Annotated in this window: 17 protein-coding genes; 14 read left to right on the forward strand and 3 right to left on the reverse strand. The window is 49.1% G+C overall.

Annotation, left to right across the window (positions count from 1 at the left end; translation table 11 throughout):
* Positions 1 to 10: 10 nt before the first annotated feature.
* The 3 genes from PKO01S_RS11980 (at position 11) to PKO01S_RS11990 (ending at position 2719) form a co-directional block, all read left to right on the forward strand.
* A complete protein-coding gene (locus tag PKO01S_RS11980; RefSeq protein ID WP_127531579.1) occupies positions 11 to 778 on the forward strand; it encodes an ABC transporter ATP-binding protein in 768 nt (255 codons plus the stop codon).
* A 1-nt stretch (position 779) separates the two neighbouring features.
* The gene (locus PKO01S_RS11985; RefSeq protein WP_127531580.1) at positions 780 to 1547 is read left to right on the forward strand and encodes an ABC transporter permease; all 768 of its coding nucleotides are present in this window, start codon (positions 780 to 782) and stop codon (positions 1545 to 1547) included.
* A 176-nt stretch (positions 1548 to 1723) separates the two neighbouring features.
* Positions 1724 to 2719, forward strand: coding sequence for a DUF3231 family protein (locus tag PKO01S_RS11990; RefSeq protein ID WP_127531581.1), 996 nt, complete (start codon positions 1724 to 1726; stop codon positions 2717 to 2719).
* Positions 2720 to 2829: 110 nt separating this feature from the next.
* On the opposite strand, the gene PKO01S_RS11995 is transcribed toward PKO01S_RS11990, so the two are convergent.
* Positions 2830 to 5400 carry a glycosyl hydrolase gene (locus PKO01S_RS11995; protein WP_127531582.1) on the reverse strand — a complete coding sequence of 857 codons (2571 nt, stop codon included), beginning with the start codon at positions 5398 to 5400 and terminating at the stop codon, positions 2830 to 2832.
* Positions 5401 to 5739: 339 nt separating this feature from the next.
* On the opposite strand from PKO01S_RS11995, the gene PKO01S_RS12000 reads away from it, so the two are divergent.
* From PKO01S_RS12000 to PKO01S_RS12035, 8 genes are all read left to right on the forward strand, one after another.
* A complete protein-coding gene (locus tag PKO01S_RS12000) occupies positions 5740 to 6306 on the forward strand; it encodes a TetR/AcrR family transcriptional regulator (RefSeq protein WP_127531583.1) in 567 nt (188 codons plus the stop codon).
* A 121-nt stretch (positions 6307 to 6427) separates the two neighbouring features.
* On the forward strand, positions 6428 to 7549 hold the full coding sequence (locus tag PKO01S_RS12005; protein ID WP_127531584.1) for an ABC transporter permease: 1122 nt from the start codon (positions 6428 to 6430) through the stop codon (positions 7547 to 7549).
* A 2-nt stretch (positions 7550 to 7551) separates the two neighbouring features.
* Positions 7552 to 8262, forward strand: coding sequence for an ABC transporter ATP-binding protein (locus PKO01S_RS12010; protein ID WP_127531585.1), 711 nt, complete (start codon positions 7552 to 7554; stop codon positions 8260 to 8262).
* A 198-nt stretch (positions 8263 to 8460) separates the two neighbouring features.
* Positions 8461 to 9057 (forward strand): class I SAM-dependent methyltransferase, encoded by a 597-nt coding sequence (locus tag PKO01S_RS12015; protein ID WP_127531586.1) that lies wholly within the window; start codon positions 8461 to 8463, stop codon positions 9055 to 9057.
* A complete protein-coding gene (locus PKO01S_RS12020) occupies positions 9014 to 9694 on the forward strand; it encodes a DUF2231 domain-containing protein (protein ID WP_127531587.1) in 681 nt (226 codons plus the stop codon). The genes PKO01S_RS12015 and PKO01S_RS12020 overlap by 44 nt, the downstream gene beginning before the upstream one ends.
* A 228-nt stretch (positions 9695 to 9922) precedes the next feature.
* A complete protein-coding gene (locus PKO01S_RS12025) occupies positions 9923 to 10588 on the forward strand; it encodes a GntR family transcriptional regulator (protein ID WP_127531588.1) in 666 nt (221 codons plus the stop codon).
* Between the two features lie 20 nt (positions 10589 to 10608).
* Positions 10609 to 12294, forward strand: coding sequence for a dihydroxy-acid dehydratase (gene ilvD / locus PKO01S_RS12030; protein WP_127531589.1), 1686 nt, complete (start codon positions 10609 to 10611; stop codon positions 12292 to 12294).
* Between the two features lie 340 nt (positions 12295 to 12634).
* The gene (locus PKO01S_RS12035) at positions 12635 to 13927 is read left to right on the forward strand and encodes a bifunctional DedA family/phosphatase PAP2 family protein (RefSeq protein ID WP_246070546.1); all 1293 of its coding nucleotides are present in this window, start codon (positions 12635 to 12637) and stop codon (positions 13925 to 13927) included.
* Positions 13928 to 14060: 133 nt separating this feature from the next.
* Here the strand turns inward: PKO01S_RS12035 and PKO01S_RS12040 are convergent, their stop codons facing one another.
* Complete coding sequence (locus PKO01S_RS12040; RefSeq protein WP_127531591.1) at positions 14061 to 14255, reverse strand: H-type small acid-soluble spore protein; 195 nt, start codon at positions 14253 to 14255, stop codon at positions 14061 to 14063.
* Positions 14256 to 14550: 295 nt separating this feature from the next.
* Between PKO01S_RS12040 and PKO01S_RS12045 the strand changes: the two genes are divergently transcribed.
* The 3 genes from PKO01S_RS12045 to PKO01S_RS12055 all read left to right on the forward strand — a co-directional run bounded on the left by PKO01S_RS12045 (position 14551) and on the right by PKO01S_RS12055 (position 18353).
* A complete protein-coding gene (locus PKO01S_RS12045; protein WP_127531592.1) occupies positions 14551 to 17244 on the forward strand; it encodes a discoidin domain-containing protein in 2694 nt (897 codons plus the stop codon).
* Between the two features lie 254 nt (positions 17245 to 17498).
* Positions 17499 to 17978, forward strand: a complete 480-nt coding sequence (locus PKO01S_RS12050; RefSeq protein WP_127531593.1) for a GNAT family N-acetyltransferase — start codon at positions 17499 to 17501, stop codon at positions 17976 to 17978.
* 129 nt (positions 17979 to 18107) lie between these two features.
* Positions 18108 to 18353, forward strand: a complete 246-nt coding sequence (locus tag PKO01S_RS12055; protein WP_127531594.1) for an H-type small acid-soluble spore protein — start codon at positions 18108 to 18110, stop codon at positions 18351 to 18353.
* A 156-nt stretch (positions 18354 to 18509) separates the two neighbouring features.
* Here PKO01S_RS12055 and PKO01S_RS12060 read toward each other — a convergent pair whose 3' ends face one another.
* A complete protein-coding gene (locus PKO01S_RS12060; protein ID WP_127531595.1) occupies positions 18510 to 19538 on the reverse strand; it encodes a hypothetical protein in 1029 nt (342 codons plus the stop codon).
* Positions 19539 to 19758: the final 220 nt, after the last annotated feature.

Raw genomic sequence — 19758 nt, forward strand, 5'->3', positions numbered from 1 at the left:
GGGGAATCCGATGCAAACGATGCATACGAAGCCCATTCTAGTAAAAGGACTGCATAAATCCTACAAGCAGCATCAAGTGCTGAAGGGCGTCGATCTGGAGGTAGAAAAGGGCAGCATCTTCGCGCTGCTTGGCTCCAACGGGGCAGGTAAAACTACGCTAGTCAGAATCTTAACCACGCTGCTCCAATCGGACGGCGGAACTGCCGCTGTGAATGGATTCGATGTCGCGTCAAAGCCCGATCTTGTCAGGCAGTCGATCAGTCTGACCGGGCAATTCGCCGCCGTAGATGAGATATTGACCGGCCGGGAAAATCTGAACATGATTGCGAAGCTGCGATATCTCCCCAACCCGCGTAAAGTCGCAGAAGAAATGTTAACCCGCTTCGGCCTGGTGGAGGCAGCGGATCGCAGAGTGTCTACTTATTCCGGCGGGATGCGCCGCAGGCTCGACATTGCGTTGAGCCTTGTAGGAAATCCGCAGATTCTATTCCTCGACGAGCCGACTACGGGACTTGATCCGGAAGCGCGTATCGAGGTTTGGAAGGTCGTCAAGGAACTGGCGGACGGCGGTACGACCGTCTTTCTCACCACCCAGTACTTGGAGGAGGCGGAGCAGCTCGCTGACCGGATCGCGATTTTGCATGAAGGCCGGATTATTGCGAACGGCACGCTTCATGAGCTGAAGAAGCTTTTCCCAACTGCGAAGGTAGAGTATGTCGAGAAACAACCGACATTAGAGGAGATCTTCCTCGCAATCATCGGTAAGGAGGCCGTGTAATATGGAAGGGACGAAGAAACATTTTTTCATCGATGTCAGCGTGATGCTTGGACGCTCCATGCGCCACATTGTCCGCAGCATGGATACCATTATTACCGTCACGATTATGCCGATCATGATGATGCTCCTATTCGTTTATGTATTCGGCGGGGCCATTCAGTCCGGAATGGATAATTATGTAAATTACCTGCTCCCCGGCATCTTGCTAATGGCGATTTCCAGCGGGATCTCGTATACGGCTTTCCGATTGTTTAACGATGTACAAAAGGGCATTTTCGAACGATTTCATACGATGCCGATTTCTCGTTCCGCCTTGCTGTGGGGGCATGTACTGACTTCGCTTGTATCCAACGCCATATCAGTCGTCGTCATCATACTTGTCGCTTTAATTATGGGTTTTCGTTCCTCTGCAGGCGTGCTGCCTTGGCTTGCCGTAGCGGGTATACTCGCAATGTTTACACTCGCTTTAACATGGGTCGCAGCAATAGCCGGACTGTCCGCCAAAACAGTCGATGGCGCAAGCGCCTTTTCTTATCCTCTAATCTTCCTTCCATTTATCAGTTCCGCATTCGTGCCAACCGAGTCCATGCCGACCGCCGTTCGCGTTTTTGCCGAGAATCAGCCCGTAACGTCGATCGTCGAATCCATCCGTGCTTTACTGTCCGGTCAGCCGCTCCATCACGACATCTGGATCGCGCTTGCGTGGTGCGTCGGTATTATGCTCGTGGCTTATCTGTTCGCAATGAAGGCGCATAAAAAGAGAATATAACAAAACTTGACCGCCGAAAGGCGGTTTTTATTATTTGAATTCCTACCCTAGCCGTACGGCCATTCGCTCGGTTTGCAAAAATTGTCTGTAATAAAGTGCAACCTAGACGTGAATGATGAAATTGTCATTACTGCACGGACGGATCAGACTTTTATTCGAAGGAGATAGATGTTCGGATGGATAAAAAATTGAATGCTGCGGAGCAAGGCAAACTGTGGGCAACGTACATGGGGAATACGATGTCCACCTGCGTGCTGAGCTACTTTCTCCAGCACGTCGAAGATCAGGATATCAAAAAAATGTTGGAAAGCGCTTTGGGACTATCCAAACATTTCGTTCAATCCATTACGGACATTCTGGGCCAAGAAGGATATCCGATTCCGACTGGGTTTACCGAAGAGGATGTTAATCTTAAAGCGCCAAGGCTTTTCAATGACGATTTCTATCTCCATTACTTAAAATACGCAGGGAAAGCAGGCATTAATCTTTATGGAGTAGCCATTCCTTTCATGGTAAGAACGGATACACGAAATCTTTTTACGCAATGCGTTGATTTGACCACGACAATGTTAAATCAAGTGAATGAGCTGTTAATCGCCAAAGGCATCATCCTTGAAGTGCCGATAATTCCTTATCCTGAGCAAGTTGATTTTGTAAAGAAACAGAAATACTTGAATGGTTTTTTCGGGGAATTACGGCCGCTTAATGCTTTGGAAATTGCCCATCTCCATGATAATGCCCTAAATAATGCAACAAGCAAAGCCGTTCTAATCGGTTTCAGTCAGGTCGCACAATTACAACAAGTCAAAGCGTATTTTCTCAGAGGAGTCAAACTCGCGGACAAACATTTGGAAGTTTGCACAAAAATGCTAGAGGATGAGAATTTGTCATCGGTACCGCTTTTGGACCCGCTGGTGACAACGACAACAACGGCTCCATTTTCGGATAAATTAATGATGTTTCATAAAGTAGACATGTTTGTTATGAGATTAAGAACGTATGGAAATGCTTTAGCTTTCGCCAGCCGGCATGATATTGCCGCTAAATACGGGAAGTTTTTGCTGGATGTCGGAAATTACGTTGAAGATGGGGCGAATATATTGATCGACCACGGTTGGATGGAACAAATCCCTCAAACTGTAGACCGAGAGGCTTTAGCTTCGATTAGATAAGTAGTGATTCCCACGCTTAAAAGGCACCTGATTAGATCAGGTGCCTGAAATCACGGATTGCCTCTCCCATTAGTAGATGATTAATCCCGCTATATAAAATCCATTCTATCCTATGGTTCGATGCCCCATTGCAGGGTGCCGTTCGCATAACCTGTCATCTTCGTCCAATCCGCGTAGCTTGCGCCCGTTGGACTGAATGAGTAATCGCCTGTCTGCGTGTAGTTGCTCCAGTCCGTACGGGCGATGCGGATCTGGATCTCGGATCCAGCGCCTGGAGCGAGCGTGCCAGCGGCACTTGTGAAGCCGATCTCGAAGTACGTATCGGCGCCAGTCTTCGGCGTTGCCATCGTCCCAAACGTGCCTGTCAGGTTGCTGCTTCCGGCGGTTGCCCAGTCATACCAGAATGCTTGCGTCTTATTCGCGTCGACGGTGTAGTAGTAACGCAGCTTGACCTTCGAGAGATCCAGCGCGGTCGTACCTGTGTTCACGATCTTGACGCGCGGAGCGATCGTATTGCTGGAAGCGGTCGTATTGCCGCTGTACATTTGGACTTTGAAGCTTCCAGTCGTCGGCGTCGTTCCCGCAGGCGTCAGCGAGACGACGTTGGAATTCGTCGAGCCTGCTGCGTTGGAGGCAACAATGTGATAGTTGTACGATGTGCCATTAACAGCGGTCGTGTCCGTGTAAGTCAGACCGGTCAGGTTCGAGGCAATTGCCGTGTAAGCGCCGCTTCCCGCAGCACGCTCAACTTTGTAAGAGTTTGCGCCGGTAGAAGCCGTCCACGTCAGCGTTGCTTGCGCATTGCCGGCCGTGCCCGACACCGTAAGCGAACCAGGCAACGCGACCGTTGTGTCGACAACCGATACCGTGAGCACCGGGTCGGTGCCAGCGCTAAAGTCGAACGTCAGGTTAGTCGTGCCAACCGGCTGTGCGGCGAGATAGCTTTTCTTAATCGTAACAGTCGTGCCCGATACGGTGTAGTCCGTGCCGGATACGAGGGAGGAAGTTCCTTTCTTAACGCCATTAAGCGTATTGCCGTTCAGCGTCATCGTGACCGAGATGTCGGCTTGGGCAGTCGTCTTCTTATCGAACGATGCGCTCGTTGGCGTGATAGTCGAGTTTTGGGTTGGATTCGTTACCTTCAAATTAGGCAGCTCGTCCAATGTGAGGACGTAATTACTTTGATACAGCGTTGTCAGAGTAGCTGGATAATTGTTGGCTGAACTCATAATGAATTCACCATACCAAGGGCAGAAGTAGAGCCATCCTGATTTCTCTTCTGTCAGATTCTGCAGGCTTGGGATCGTATCGTTCTCCGCCATGGTCACCATTTTCTTGCCGCCGGTTAAATCAACAAGTTGATAGAAAATCGAGGTTATGGCATCTTCATTCGGTACACCAGACAAACCGTCATAGCGATTATAGACCGTGTTGTATTTATCATAGCCGACAATATCTACCTTACTGTCACCAGGATACCAAGCAGGAGACGTACTGTATGTGTAGCTGTTATAGACCCAAATAATGTTGTGCAAGCCATAGGTTTGCGTCAGCTCCGTATAGAGATGATTCCACAACTGCTTGTATACGGCTGCGCCTGCCTTAGCCCACCAGAACCATGCGCCTTCCCCGTTCAAACCGCCGTTGCCCTCAGCCTCATGGTAGGGACGAAGCATAATCGGTACACCGTTATTTTGCAGAATCTTCAGCTGATCCGCCAAATCTTCAATGGCCAGTTCCAGGTATTGATATTCTTTCGTACCAGGAACAACAGCATTAGCGGTATTGAAATTGGTTTCCGTCGGCTTGTAAGTTGCGTCTTTCCAATCTACAGCCTGTCCAAGCTGGTAGGCGGTGAAATTTTTCGGCACGGTAATATGCCAGCTGGCCGTTGCGATACCGCCGCGGTTATTCACCCAATCGATTACCCGGTTGGTCGTGCCGTCTTCCCAGCCGTACAACGGGTTATAGTTCATAAAGTCGAAGCCGCGGATCGCCGGGTATTTGCCCGTTAAGTTGTGGATCCAATCAAACTCCAACTCGTAATTTCCGTCATTGCCACCTCCGTATATTTCTTGTTGGCCAGAGATAATATGGTCGCCGTACACCTCCGTCAAATAATTCATTAGAAGTTGAGTTTCCGGTGTGGATTGAGAGTCGGTGAGAACCGGCTGGACAACGAGGGGGTCTAGATCGGCATAATCCACGGTGAAGGTATCGAAATACGCGAAACCCCAACCCGCCTTCAGCTGGATCGTGTTAATTCCTTGATTCAGCTTCTGGAAGCCGAAATCAAAATTTGACCAGGAGGTCGTGTATGGCAGCATGTACGAACCTTTTTTAATGCCATTAACGAATAAATCCTGCTGTCTGCCGTCAGGACTCAGCTCCTGCATAAACCGGGTGGAGATCGAATACATGCCGGTAGCCGGGACAGTTACAGTGAAGGTGATGGTGCCCGCATTCTGCATCCAGACAAATCCGCTTCCGGAATAGCCGGGTTTGGGGGTGCCGTAAATGCTTGTGGTTACTTGCAAGTCGGAGCTGAGTTGTGCATTCTCGCCTTCAATCGTGAACAGCGCGGTGTCCGCATGAGCGGGCACGGTCCTCAAGGTCGTCAATCCAAGCAGCAGAGAAAATGCTAGCATGATTGAGCTTGCCTTTTTGAGCCAAGTTTTCATTACCACTTTTCCTTTCCATGTGAAATAGAAGTCAACACAATCAAATAAATGCTGATTGCGCTTTCATACGTAACATAGCACAAGGTTCAAATCCTTGTATATGAAGCCAATTATTCATTATTATTACTAACAAGCACCACTTTCGTTCTACTTAAACTAAACAATAAAAGTAGAATTTTCGCCTTATTTTCGAAAAAACAAATTTCCAAAGGCAAAGTAGGAGAGACGTAACGCTGTAATAAAAGGTGATGGGGGACGGAGAATGGTTTTGTGCATTCATTCTTCTTCTTAGATTTGTTACACTAGTGACATCGCACGAATGGTTAGGGGACGGGTATAGTGGGCCGGAAAAAGAATTATACGGAAATGGAACTGCTTGATATGACGAAAAGACTGCTGTTGGAGCATGGTTATGACGGGTTCCATCTGAAGCTGTTGTCCGAGCATTTGGCAGGTGCACGCAGCACGATTTATCAATACTTCGCCAATAAAGAGGAAATCGTAGCCGCTTGCATGAAGCGAGTCATGCGCAGCATCATCACGAAATCTGCGGAAGTAGACGAGACCGATTCGCTCGAAGCGCTCCGGCAAATTTTGCACGTGTATGTCGAAGAATCGGAGTTTCATCAACTGCTTGGCGACGCCCATAAAATCAATACGGCAAATTCGACAGCAGCTGCTCACGATCTTGCCTATATTGAACAAGCTCACGAAGAGCTGAAAGCACAGCTGACACGAATTTTTGAGCAAGCTAATCGCGAGGGGCATCTGCGAAAGGACATTCCGCTTCCTGCGCAGATCAGCGTCTATTTTAACTTGATTAATTCACCTAATGTGATGAGACTGCCTCTGTCGCAATGGAGCAGCTTCTTGTTCGAGCTATGGTTCAAAGGCGTAGGGAAATAAAAAACGAATCATTCTATTTGACACAAGTGTCATTTATATTGTTTAATAGTGATGGCGCGCGCTGAATAGAAAGCAATAAAATTGACACTTGTGTCAATTAAACAGGGGATGGGACCAAGATATGTATTTAGCTTGGAGGGAAATTAAGCGAAACCGCATGCGGTTCGCTCTTATTGCACTCATTTTTATTTTGATCGCATGGCTTGTATTTATATTATCGGGACTTGGCAATGGGCTTCAGACGTTGGCGGCTGCCTCGTTCAAAAATATGAAAGCCGATTACGTCCTGCTCGAGCAAGGCTCGCAAGCCTCGGTAAGCAAGTCGCTTATCTCAGCCGACAGTGTCGAAGCAGTCAAGCAATTGCCTAACGTACGCGGCGCATCGCCGGTCGGGACGACGATGGCCACGGCGCTTAAAGGGGATGCGAATACAAGCAAGGGCAAGCTGGATATCGCGCTAATAGGCGTTGAGCCGGGGAGCTTCCTCGAGCCTGCTGTCATAGAGGGGAGCGGACTTTCAGAAGGCACGCCTAACGGGATTATTGCGAACAAATCGATGAAGGACGAAGGCTTCAAACTAGGCGATACGTTTAAGCTGGACGGTACGAACCAGTCTCTAACCATCGTCGGATTCGTTGAGAACGAGACCTTTAACCATGTCACCTCCGTATTTGTGCCGATAACCGAATGGCGAACGATTACGTTCTCAGCACCGGGGGCCGATAAGGGACTCCACGATCCAGTCAACGCCATCATGCTGCAGGGGAAAAAAATCGATTCCGCCGCCGTCTCGGCAGCTCTCGCAAATACGGAGACGGTCACCAAGGCTGCGGCGATCCAAGGTCTGCCAGGCTACAAGGAAGAAAGCGGAAGCATTACGATGATGATGGGTTTCTTGCTCGTGATATCCGCGTTTATGTTGGGTGTATTCTTCTATGTCTTTACCTTGCAGAAAGTGAATCAATTCGGCGTATTAAAGGCCATCGGAGCCGAGAACCGGTTCTTGAGCAAAGCCGTCGTGTCGCAAGTGCTTATCTTATCCGTCGCAAGCATACTGATTGGGGTAGCATTGACATATGCGGTATCGGCTATGCTTGCAAAGAGCATGCCCTTCATTCTGGACGTGAAGCTCGTTGTCATCTATTCCATCATTCTGCTCGTGATTGCGTTGCTGAGTTCACTGGCTTCCGTCCGTTCCATTACAAAGATCGATCCGCTTAAAGCGCTGGGGAGGGTGGAATAAAAATGACACAGGGTTTGCATTTGAACGAGGTCAGCCATCATTATGCTGAAGGGAGTAACCGCACAACGGCGCTTGACCGAGTGACGATGTCGGTGCTGCCCGGCGAATTCGTGGCCGTAATCGGACCTTCGGGTTCGGGCAAGAGCACGTTTCTGTCGATCGCCGGAGCACTGCTTCAGGCATCAGAAGGTAAAGTGAAACTCAACGAAACGGACCTGTCGAGCGCCTCGGCCAAAGATTTGTCCCGCATACGATTGCATGAGGTCGGGTTTATTATGCAGTCTTCTAACCTGGTTCCTTACCTGAACGTAACGGAGCAACTGCTTATCGTGAAGAAGCTGTCCGGCAAGGTGACGAAGGACGATAAGGCCTTTGCCGCACAACTGCTTGGAGAACTCGGTCTTGGAGGCAAGTTGACCCAATACCCGGATCAATTGTCCGGCGGCGAGAAGCAGCGGGTTGCGATCGCGCGGGCTTTCATGAACAATCCGCAGGTCATTCTGGCCGACGAGCCGACGGCAAGCTTGGACACGAAGCGTGCGCACGAAGTGGTCTCGCTCATCGCGAAGGAAGTGAAGTCCCGCCGTAAGGCGGCGATTATGGTTACGCATGACGAGCGAATGCTCGCTTATTGCGATAAGGTGTACCGAATGGAAGACGGACGCTTGTCGCTGTCGGAATCCCGGTCAGCACTCGCAGAGGCCGTGCGCTGAGCAGGCATTGAAACTTCATTTACATTGAATCATAAGCTGACGACCGTTTATACTGGCGTCAGCTTATTTGTCCAATGTCGAGGCGTCCGATCTATCGGGAATGAAAGCGATAAATATGGTCGTTATTTTTCTGTTTAACCTTGTGGTCGCATGGCTAGCCTAGAAGTTGATGATGAAAATTCCAAGGAGCGGGTTGCAATGCAGGATCAGTGGAACGAAAGGTTCGCTTCGGCGGAATATGCTTATGGAGAACAGCCTAACGCGTTCATCGAAGCGCAGTCACACCGGATACTCGGGAAGTCAGTCGTGGCTTTCGCGGAAGGAGAAGGCCGCAATGCCGTTTATTTGGCAAGGCAAGGCTTGGAAGTTACGGCGTGGGATTACGCCGATAACGGTTTGCGCAAAACGCAGGAGCTGGCGGAACGGCACCGCGTTAAGGTGAAGACCGAACTGAAAGATTTGATTCATGATCCGGTAAGCCCGGAAGCTTTCGACGCGGCCATAATGGTGTTCGGGCATTTTCCGAAAGCCAGCCAGCGGATCGTATTGGATAAAATGACCGAGACGGTCAAGTCCGGCGGAACAGTTATGCTTGAAGTATATTCGGAGGAGCAACTTCAATATCTGACGGGCGGTCCGCGGTCGGAAGATTTGCTATACCGGGCGGAAGACGTACTTCATTGGACGAGAGGCCATCAAGTCGTTCATTTTTTCTACGGCGAACAGAGAAGAGATGAAGGCGCTTTGCATCATGGAATCGGACATGTCATTCAGGCGGTTATTCGAAAGAGGTAGGGCAGCAAATGAGCATCTGATAACAAAGCCATTTGAAAGCCGCATTGACGCGGCTCTTCTAATGGCTCCAAAATATTTTTTTTCGCAAATGAACCTTTCGGGAAGTGCAGTTGTCCTTTCATATATAAGACGTGAGGAATACCAATCGAAAGGGGAACTCCCATTGTTAAATGAAATAACGAATCATCTTCATCCTATTCTTGTTCACTTTCCAATCGTTCTGATTGCAGTCGGCGTTCTTCATGATCTCTTCGTGTCAATCCGTCGGGGCGCTCTGCCGTTGAAACAAAATCTTTGGTTATGGCTAGCAGCTGCTTTTACAGCATGGCTATCCGTTGCGACGGGTCCTGAAGAGGATGCTAGAGGCAACACGGACCTCTTGGAGATCCACAGTATGTTAGCGGATATGACAGCGTGGGTCGTTACGATCTTGGTGGCAGGCAGACTGCTGCTGCTGCTTCGCAAGAAACAATCGTTGGCAAAGTTGACACTTGTCATTTATCTTGTCGTTGCAGCCGTTTCACTCGGCTTAGTCCTCGGAACGGGTTATTATGGCGGAAAAATGGTTTACGAGGATGGCATCGGTATTAAAGTAAATGGCACAATGGTAAACCCGCCGAAAGGAAATCATAGCTAGATGTCAGCATATTCAATTCATAGCCTATAACCTGGTCCACTGTCTTCTTTGACCAGAAATAGAAGCATAGCATGTGACAAAAACATACAACCCATGAAAGCCGCACATAAAGATGCGGCTTTTTTCTCGTTGGATGACATTCAAGTTGTTGCCAAACTGAGCCTTGCAAATAATATATGTATGCGATATATTGCATATATGACTAAATGACATGTAAGGATGATAACCATGCCGGTACCTAAAAATTTCGTCTCGCCTGTGCGAATGTCCGCAAAAGAAAGAGCCCTTTCCCAGCTTCAACGATGGATAATCGATGGTACGCTTCAGCCTGGAGAGAAACTGATCGATGCCGAATTGGCGGAGTCGCTTGGCGTAAGCCGTACGCCTATTCGTGAAGCGTTTCAACTGCTTGAAGTACAAGGACTCGTGACGACGCATCCTGGCAAAGAAACAAAAGTAACGGAAATTGAAAAGGACGACATCTTCAAGATGTACTCCACGATGGCTGCGCTTCAAGCTCTGGCAGCTGAAGCTGCAGCGAAAGTCATCATTCCGGAGCAAATCGAGCAGCTTCGGTCCATTAATCAAGAATTCTCCAGCGCCATTAAGAGCGGTCAAGCTTACCAAGCGATGGAGGCAGATGAACAGTTCCATAACTTCATCTTGGAGCTCTCTGATAATCCTTACGCCGCTTCATTCAGCGCTTCGCTGCAAATTCATATCCGGCGGTTCAAGTACGTGTTCTTAAAGCAGTCGATTACGGCAACACAAGCTTCAGTCGATGAGCACGATTCGATTATTGCAGCTTTCGAGAAGAACGACAGCGACCGCGCTCAGGCGATGATGAAGCAAAATTTCATCCGTCCGATGCAGGAGCTGCATGACTTACTCTAAATAGACAGGGGAGAAGGACATTGGCGAGCGGAAAAGATCTTCGTATTCGCAGCAAAGTTATCAGCGAAGGCGTCAACCGGGTGCCGAACAGGGCGATGCTTCGTGCAGTTGGATTTACAGATGAGGATTTCAAAAAACCGATGATCGGCGTAGCCAGCACCTGGAGCGAGGTAACGCCGTGCAATATGCACATTAATGACTTGGCTTTGCAGGCCAAGCAAGGAGTGCGCAGTCATGGCGGCGCTCCGCTCATTTTTAATACGATTACGGTATCAGACGGCATATCGATGGGGCATGGGGGCATGCTGTTTTCGCTGCCAAGCAGGGAAGCCATAGCGGATTCGATTGAAATTGTAACAGGAGCTGAGCGATTTGACGGGCTCGTCGCGATCGGCGGATGTGACAAAAACACGCCTGCTTGCCTGATGGCTATCGGCCGGATGAATATACCATCCATTTACGTATATGGAGGAACGATTCAACCGGGCAAACTCGACGGCAAGAACGTCGACATCGTTACGGCTTTCGAAGCGGTCGGCCAATATCATGAAGGCAAAATAACAGAGGAACAGCTGCATAAAGTCGAGTGCAGCGTTTGTCCGGGCCCGGGCTCTTGCGGAGGCATGTATACCGCGAATACAATGGCCGCTGCAGCCGAAGCCATGGGGATGTGCCTCCCCGGCTCATCGTCTACGCCGGCCATCTCCCCGGGTAAAGCAGCAGAATGTGCAGCAGCCGGTAAACAAGTCATCTCGTTGTTGGAGCAGGAGATCTATCCGAAAGACATTATGACGATGAAAGCGTTTGAGAATGCAATCACGGTCGTGATGGCGCTGGGCGGTTCAACAAATGCGTTCCTGCATTTGCTCGCCATTGCGCATTCGGTAGGCGTCGATTTAACATTGGACGATTTTGAACGTATCCGCCTGCGTGTACCTCATCTGGCTGATCTTAAGCCGAGCGGCCAGTATGCCATGCAGGATTTGAACGATATCGGCGGCATTCCGGGCGTCATGAAGGCATTGCTTGCAGAGGGACTCCTTCATGGTGATTGCCTAACGGTAACAGGGAAGACCATTGCTGAGAATCTGGCAGAAGTAGCTCCGCTGCAAATCAATCAAGAGATTATTCGCCCGTTGGATAAGCCGCTGAAGCCGAACGGACCTTTGGTCGTACTAAGAGGCAACCTTGCCCCTGAAGGTGCCGTTGCCAAAATGTCAGGGATGAAGAAGCTGCGGTTTGCCGGACCGGCAAAAGTGTTCGACAGCGAGGAAGACGCTACGGAAGCCATTATGCGAAATGAAATTCATAAAGGGGACGTAGTCGTCATTCGCTATTGCGGTCCAAAGGGCGGACCAGGCATGCCGGAAATGTTGTCTGTCACCGCACTCATCGTCGGTAAAGGACTAGGCGGAGAGGTTGCCCTTATTACGGATGGAAGGTTCTCGGGCGGTTCGCATGGATTCGTAGTCGGCCACGTATCGCCTGAAGCACAGGTGGGAGGGCCGATCGCGTTGTTGAAGAACGGGGACATGGTCACCATCGACAGCGAGACGCAGCAAATGATGTTTCAAGTAACAGAGGACGAATTGGCAGCTCGAGCGCAAGCATGGGTTCAGCCTCCGTTCAAAGCTAAATCAGGCGTACTGGCCAAGTATGCGAAGCTTGTTTCCTCCGCATCGAAAGGTGCCGTAACAGATATCTAAACATTAAAGGCAGGGCGGGGAGTTGTCCCTGTCCTGCCTTTTCAGCCGCTTAAAGTGAATGCGGCTTTTTTTTGTTTGTAGAAATTACCGCTTCAAAAAATCGTTCGAAATGAACAAATGGATGGTTACAGTTGTCTTTTTATTCGTACACTCAACCACTGTAATGGCAGAATAACGATAATAAGTTTATTAATAGACCCCCTGGACATTCGCAATTTTGGGACAAAATATTACCGTTAACGTGTGCAACTGATCATTCGGCATGCGTCCGACAGATTTATTCCATGGGATCATTCAAATTCTAAATCGATGCATCCGGGAGGAGAACACCTTGGATATTGTGACGAGTCTTCTAGAGCATTATGGATATGGGATCATTTTTGTGTTCCTGCTCCTCGAGATGCTGGCATTGCCGCTACCCGGCGAAATGATGATGGGCTACATTGGACTTTTTGTTTACGAACACAAATTGAACTGGTTTTTGAGCATTGCCTCGGCAAGCCTTGGCGTATTAATCGGAGTAACTCTTTCCTATTGGATAGGTTATCGGCTAGGAAGGCCATTCATCGTACGCTATGGAAAAGTGATCCATTTAACCGAAGAACGGTTGAATAAATTGGCTCAATGGTTTGAACGATATGGCGATAAGCTGCTCTTTGCGGCTTATTTTATACCGGGCGTCCGGCATATTACCGGTTATTTTTGCGGTGTTACACGTATGCCGTTTCGACGTTACGCGTTGTTTGCCTATACCGGTGCCGTCTTCTGGGCCAGCTTGTTCATTTCCTTAGGAAAGCTGCTTGGTCCCAAGTGGGAGCAGTATCATTCGACCGTAAACCAGTATATGATCGTCTTCGGCATTGCATCGGCATTGATCGCCGCTGTTATCTATATTTACCGCAAGTATAAAGATCAAGTGGTTGAGACTGTCATGGGATTGCTATCAAAGGGGATAAGCCGCTTTCATTCTTTAGGCAAGGTGCGGTTTATGCTGCTGGCTTCCTTCGCCGGCTTCGTTGTTTTTTTCTCATTGATGATCGGCGTCATCCAGGATTTTCTAGCTCACGAATTCGGACAGTTCGACGAGATCGCAGCCTATCTGGTTACAACTTCATTCGGTCCTGAATGGAGCGGTTGGATGCTGGACTTTACAAGGCTTGGCACGATTTCTCTCTACGGACCCGTACTCGCTTTGACCGCAGTCTGGATCGTGCTGCATAGTAAAGAGCGAAGACTGGATCTGACCTTTCTTGTTTGGGTAGCAGCAGGCGGAGAACTGCTAAATGAAACCTTGCGTTTGTTATTTCACCGACCCGGACCCGTTGCGGCAGACGTTCAGTATTTTAATACGTTTCCAAGCGGGGAGACGCTTATCTCATTCACAATATGCGGGTTTACGGCATTTCTTCTGATGCGGCATTACCATTCCATCTTCATTCAGGCACCAATTATCATTTGCTTCATTGTAATTTGTCTGTTGGTTGGCTTAAGCCGGATATATTTCGTTGCCCAATATCCGAGCGACGTCTTCGCTGGATATGTGTTCGGCGGTGTATGGGTCAGCTTAAATGTGATGCTGTTGGAGATACTCCGGAAGTTTAGAAGTCTAGGCAACCATGTTGCGCATCAGTAGGATGGATGGCGGCAATCGGTTCGGACTGGAACGGACGCTGCCGATACTCGGTACGGCCAGCATTCATGAAAAACATAGAAACAACAAAAAGCCGCATTATGCGGCTTCTTGGATTAATCATATTAAATTCGACTCAAGACTCACCGTTGAATTCTTCCGCAAGCACGTCGACCGGTACCGTCTGTTCCTCGTCTGGACTGTCTAGCGGATGAATTCTTGCCGTGCCGGCTCCCGTATTGACATGCTCGATAAACACAGGGACGCCGAAGTACGACACGATTGTCATATCCGGAGAGTCGGCGATCTCTTTCGCTCTGTTCGCATCCACGATGTCATCACCTCCCATAAAGTATTTACAGAGTCTCTGTTGTTTATCCCCGTGCACAGAATCAATCTAAACTTAGAAATGCATACATTTTCCGTAATATTGCTTCTATAGCAACAATCAATCTATCTCTATAATGAGATGTACCAATAGGGGAGGAGGGCAGTACTAGCCTAAACGAAAATCAAAACTGAAAGCGCTTTAAAGCCACTCCATTCATAAGTTGCTTCGTCCGGCTAAGCGTTTTCGTCTCTTCGTTCATGTCCGCACACATGCTCACAATCTAAGGAGGTTAATAATGCGCAACAAGTATGTTACATGGACGCTCGCTCTAACGGTGCTTTTCTCAAGCTTCTTATTCGCGGAAGGTCCGCTTAAGCCCGCGCAAGCAGCTGGCGGAACGAACCTGGCGCTAGGCAAGAATGTAACGGCGAGCGGCCAAACGCAAACGTATGGTCCCAACAATGTTAAAGACAGCAATCAATCGACGTATTGGGAAAGCACCAACAATGCTTTTCCGCAATGGATTCAAGTTGACTTAGGCACAGCCTCCAGTATCGATCAAATCATACTGAAGCTGCCAGCAGGATGGGGCACGCGCACACAGACGTTAGCCGTTCAAGGAAGTACGGACGGATCTTCGTTCACGAATATCGTTGGCTCCGCAGGTTACGTATTTGATCCCGCGGTATCCAATAACACAGTCACGATCAACTTCTCCGCTGCGAGCACGCGTTACGTCCGTCTGAACGTTACGGCGAATACCGCTTGGCCGGCGGCGCAACTGTCCGAGTTGAAAATATACGGGACAGGCAGTACGACGACGCCTCCGACGACGCCGGCAGGTACGTATGAAGCTGAAGCAGCATCACTGTCCGGCGGTGCGAAAGTGAACACGGATCATATCGGATATACAGGTACGGGCTTTGTTGACGGCTACTGGTTACAAGGAGCGACGACGGCCTTCACAGTTAACACGTCCGCAGCCGGCAACTATGACGTTACATTGAAATATGCCAATGCAACCGGCAGCGCCAAGACGGTAAGCGTGTACGTGAATGGCATGAAGATTCGTCAGACGACGCTGGCGAACTTGGCCAACTGGGATACTTGGGGCACGAAGGCGGAGACGCTGAGCTTGAATGCAGGCAGCAATACAATCGTTTACAAGTATGATGCCAACGACTCGGGCAACGTGAATCTCGACTGCATTACAGTTGCACCTTCTACTTCGAACCCGCAGCCTCCAGATCCGGACCCCAACCCGCCTGTTACGACACCTACGGGCAGGGGAGCAAGCTTCCCTTATAGCCGCTATGACACGCAAGATGCAACGCGCGGCGGCGGCGCAACATTGCAAAGCGCCCCAACCTTTAACCAAGCTCAAACCGCTTCGGAAGCTTCTGGACAAAGCTACATCGCGCTTCCTGCGAACGGTTCGTATGCACAATGGACCGTTAGACAGGGGCAAGGCGGTGCTGGCGTTACGATGCGGTTCACAATGCCGGATTCGGCAGACGGCATGGGATTGAACGGTTCGCTCGACGTATACGTCAATGGCGTTAAAGTGAAGACGGTATCGCTGACGTCTTATTATAGCTGGCAATATTTCTCGGGCGACATGCCAGGCGATGCGCCAAGCGCTGGCCGTCCGTTGTTCCGTTTTGACGAAGTGCACTGGAAGCTGGATACGCCGCTCCAACCGGGCGACACGATCAAAATCCAAAAAGGGAATGGCGACACTCTCGAATACGGCGTTGATTTCCTGGAAATCGAGCCTGTTCCAACGGCTGTTGCTCAACCGGCGAACTCGCTTTCCGTAACCAATTACGGTGCAGTAGCGAATGATGGCCAAGATGACCTTGCCGCATTCAAAGCGACAGTTACGGCTGCTGTAGCAGCCGGCAAATCCGTATACATTCCTGCAGGAACGTTCAATCTGAGCAACATGTGGGAAATCGGATCGGCGAACAACATGATTAACAATATTACGATTACGGGTGCCGGCTTCTGGTACACGAACATTCAGTTCACGAACCCGAATGCAGCAGGCGGGGGCATTTCGCTCCGGATATCCGGACAGCTTGATTTCAGCAACGTGTACATGAACTCCAACCTTCGCTCGCGTTATGGGCAAAACGCGATTTACAAAGGCTTCATGGACAATTTCGGCACCAACTCCAAAATCCATGACGTCTGGGTCGAGCACTTCGAGTGCGGCATGTGGGTAGGCGACTACGCGCATACGCCTGCGATCTATGCAACGGGTCTCGTTGTTGAGAACAGCCGGATTCGCAATAACCTTGCGGACGGCATTAACTTCTCGCAAGGCACGAGCAACTCGACCGTCCGCAACAGCAGCATCCGCAATAACGGTGACGACGGCTTGGCCGTATGGCCGAGCAACACGAATGGCGCTCCTGCCGGCGTGAACAACACGTTCTCTTACAACACGATCGAGAACAACTGGCGAGCAGGCGGCATCGCCTTCTTCGGCGGCAGCGGCCACAAAGCGGACCATAACCTGATTACGGATATCGTAGGCGGCTCCGGTATCCGAATGAATACGGTATTCCCAGGATACCACTTCCAGAACAACACGGGCATTACGTTCTCCGATACGACGATCATCAACAGCGGTACGAGCCAAGATCTGTACAACGGCGAACGCGGCGCGATCGATCTGGAAGCGTCTAACGATGCGATCAGAAACGTTACGTTCAGCAACATCGATATCATCAATACACAGCGCGACGCGATCCAATTCGGATATGGCGGCGGTTTCCAGAACATCGTATTTAACAACATTAACATTAATGGCACGGGCCTCGACGGCATTACGACCTCACGTTTTTCCGGTCCTCATAAAGGGGCAGCGATATATACCTACACAGGCAACGGTTCTGCAACGTTTAACAATCTGACGACGAGCAATATCGCTTATCCAGGCTTGAATTACATCCAGCAAGGATTTAATCTGACGATTAACTAGTCTTGCAGAGCTATACAATGGGGAGTTCTTCGGAACTCCTATTTAACGTTGGAGAGTCTGGAACAGCCGGACTAATCAAATAGACGCTATAAAGCGAATGAAGGCTGCTTAAGCAGCCTTTTTATTATGCCGGACTCACACTAATCCTGCATGTTCGAAAAGAATGAGGCTTGTTCTGATTTAGAGTGAACTCTAGAGGTTAAGCTTAGAACAATAGCCTGTTAACGAAATAGGAATGATGAGAGGTCGAAGCTATGCGGATTCGTGAGATTGAAGAGAAGGACAACCGAACAATGGAACAAATTATAAAGCGCTCATTGGAATCTTTTAACCTAAACATTCCTGGAACAGCGTATTTTGACCCCCAACTGAGCAATCTGGCTCAATATTACAAGGAACAATCTCAAGCAAAGTATTGGGTTGCAGTCAATGAACACGATACTGCAGTAGGCGGTGTTGGAATCGCACCTTATGGGCAGGAGGCGGGGATTTGCGAGTTGCAAAAGCTATACATTACACCTGAAGCTCAAGGTATGGGTTTGTCGAAGGAGTTGATGACAGTAGCACTCACCTTTGCCAAGGAACACTATGCGCACTGTTACTTAGAAACGCTGAGGAAACTTCAAACAGCAAATCTTCTATACAGCAAATTAGGTTTCAAACCGCTTGAAAGACCGCTTGCTGGTTCAGAACACAATGCTATGGACACATGGTATATAAAAGAACTGCAATAAGAGGAGTTGTTGCAGTTTAAAGTGCATTAATAATAACTGTATCCAGCTGCCGAACCGGAAAAGGCCAAGCATATTCCTTTGCGCCTCCGCTCATACTGTAATGAGATTGAAGCAGAGGAGGATTATGCATTGGATATTAATCGGGCAAAGGAAATTGCCGCTTCTCCGGTTATGGAAGACGTGAAGTATAACGGGGTTCCTGTCTATATTCAGCATGTGGATGAAGCGAAGGAAACGGTCCGGATTTATCCCCTTGCAGAACCCGACCAAGAAATCGAAGTGCCGGTGCGCAGCTTAACCACGCCTTCATCAACAGTGGCTATGGAAGTCCAGCAAATGGCATGCCGGAATTCTGACGACGGGATTCGGGACTAAGTAACGAAGAACTTTAGCCCCATAGACAACGAAATGAAGCTGACATTGCACTCGGCAGCTTCATTTCGTTCAGAGGCAGTTAGTAATGTTATATATGAGAATTCTATTCTTTGATTAATTCGTACATCCGGCACTTGCACCGATATACCAGGACGTTCAGTGCTGAAGCTGCAGTTCCTGCAGTTCCTCAAATACGCCGAGCAAGATGCATTTTTCATTTGCCGCCACCGTCTGCAGGATAGAAACGATTTTATCGAGTATGCTGGTTCTTCGGCTAAGTCCGAATTTCAGCAATAGTGTGCGCACATTCGACATTTCCTGAAGCAGGTCGGTATAGGACTTAATGCTCGACTCATGGACCAGGCCAAGTTCGTGCATATACTTTAGACGTTGAAGCATCAGTAATTTATGGTCTGACAAGACGTGGAATAAACGGAAGTCTCTAGTTAGTTCATCCGTACGCGCCGCATCAAGCAGACGGAACAGAGGCTGATAGATGTTGATGCCATACTCCAGGACCGGTGTCGAGATCCAGGTCGGCTCCCGGTGCGGAGTGTAGGTGGAATTGAGATAATCCGACAAGGCTTGCGTTACGCCTTTCACATCCAAGACGTACGGTATATCCGGCCTGTATTGCCAGAGCTCTATACAGCCTGGAAGATTAAGATTTGCCGGTAAATGGCGAACGGCATTCTCCAGCTCCTCGAACGAAACCTCAAAACGCCCGTAACGCATGCCGCCATCCGCATGCCGATGATAATCCAAGAGAATAAACACTTGTCGCAGGTCGTCAAATCCGATGACAAGGGGATCGTGCAGCGCATCTTTCAACTGATAGAAGGGATAACTAGGGATATGATACTGATTCACGAACTGGTAGATATATATCCCGTCGGACAGTGTCTTTTTATAAAAGTCAACCCAAGCTCCTTGTGTTTCAATCTCTTGTAAGGTTGTTCGGGTCACATGGATCCAGGGGCAATCTTCCTCGGGTGTCGTGTGATGGGAGTAGTTGATGACGGTGTCATGTCCGCTCAAGCCTTGGATGAGCTCAATCTGGAGGTAATGGGAATAGATCCAAGCTTGACAGGAGGGATGACGTTGGGCAATCGAAAAGACATGGGCCTGGTTCGCCCACGAAGCGATGAAGGGCTGTTCAACAGGCAATATGAGGCTGGAACTCATCTATCATTCTCCTCTTGGGTAGAGTAGGAATGTCACCAATAAGCACTCCTGAATAGCTTACAATCATTTTCCTCTTTAACCACATTTTTGCGGTATGAATCAATGTATCACGCTCTTGTTCGGCTCGCAATACCATATTTTTTGTGAAAAGTTCTCTTTTTATTGGTTTATGCTAGCCAAACCTGCATTCTTACAAGGGAATAGGCATTACTTCCTATAT

Source organism: Paenibacillus kobensis NBRC 15729 (assembly GCF_004000825.1).
Taxonomy (GTDB): domain Bacteria; phylum Bacillota; class Bacilli; order Paenibacillales; family Paenibacillaceae; genus Paenibacillus_T; species Paenibacillus_T kobensis.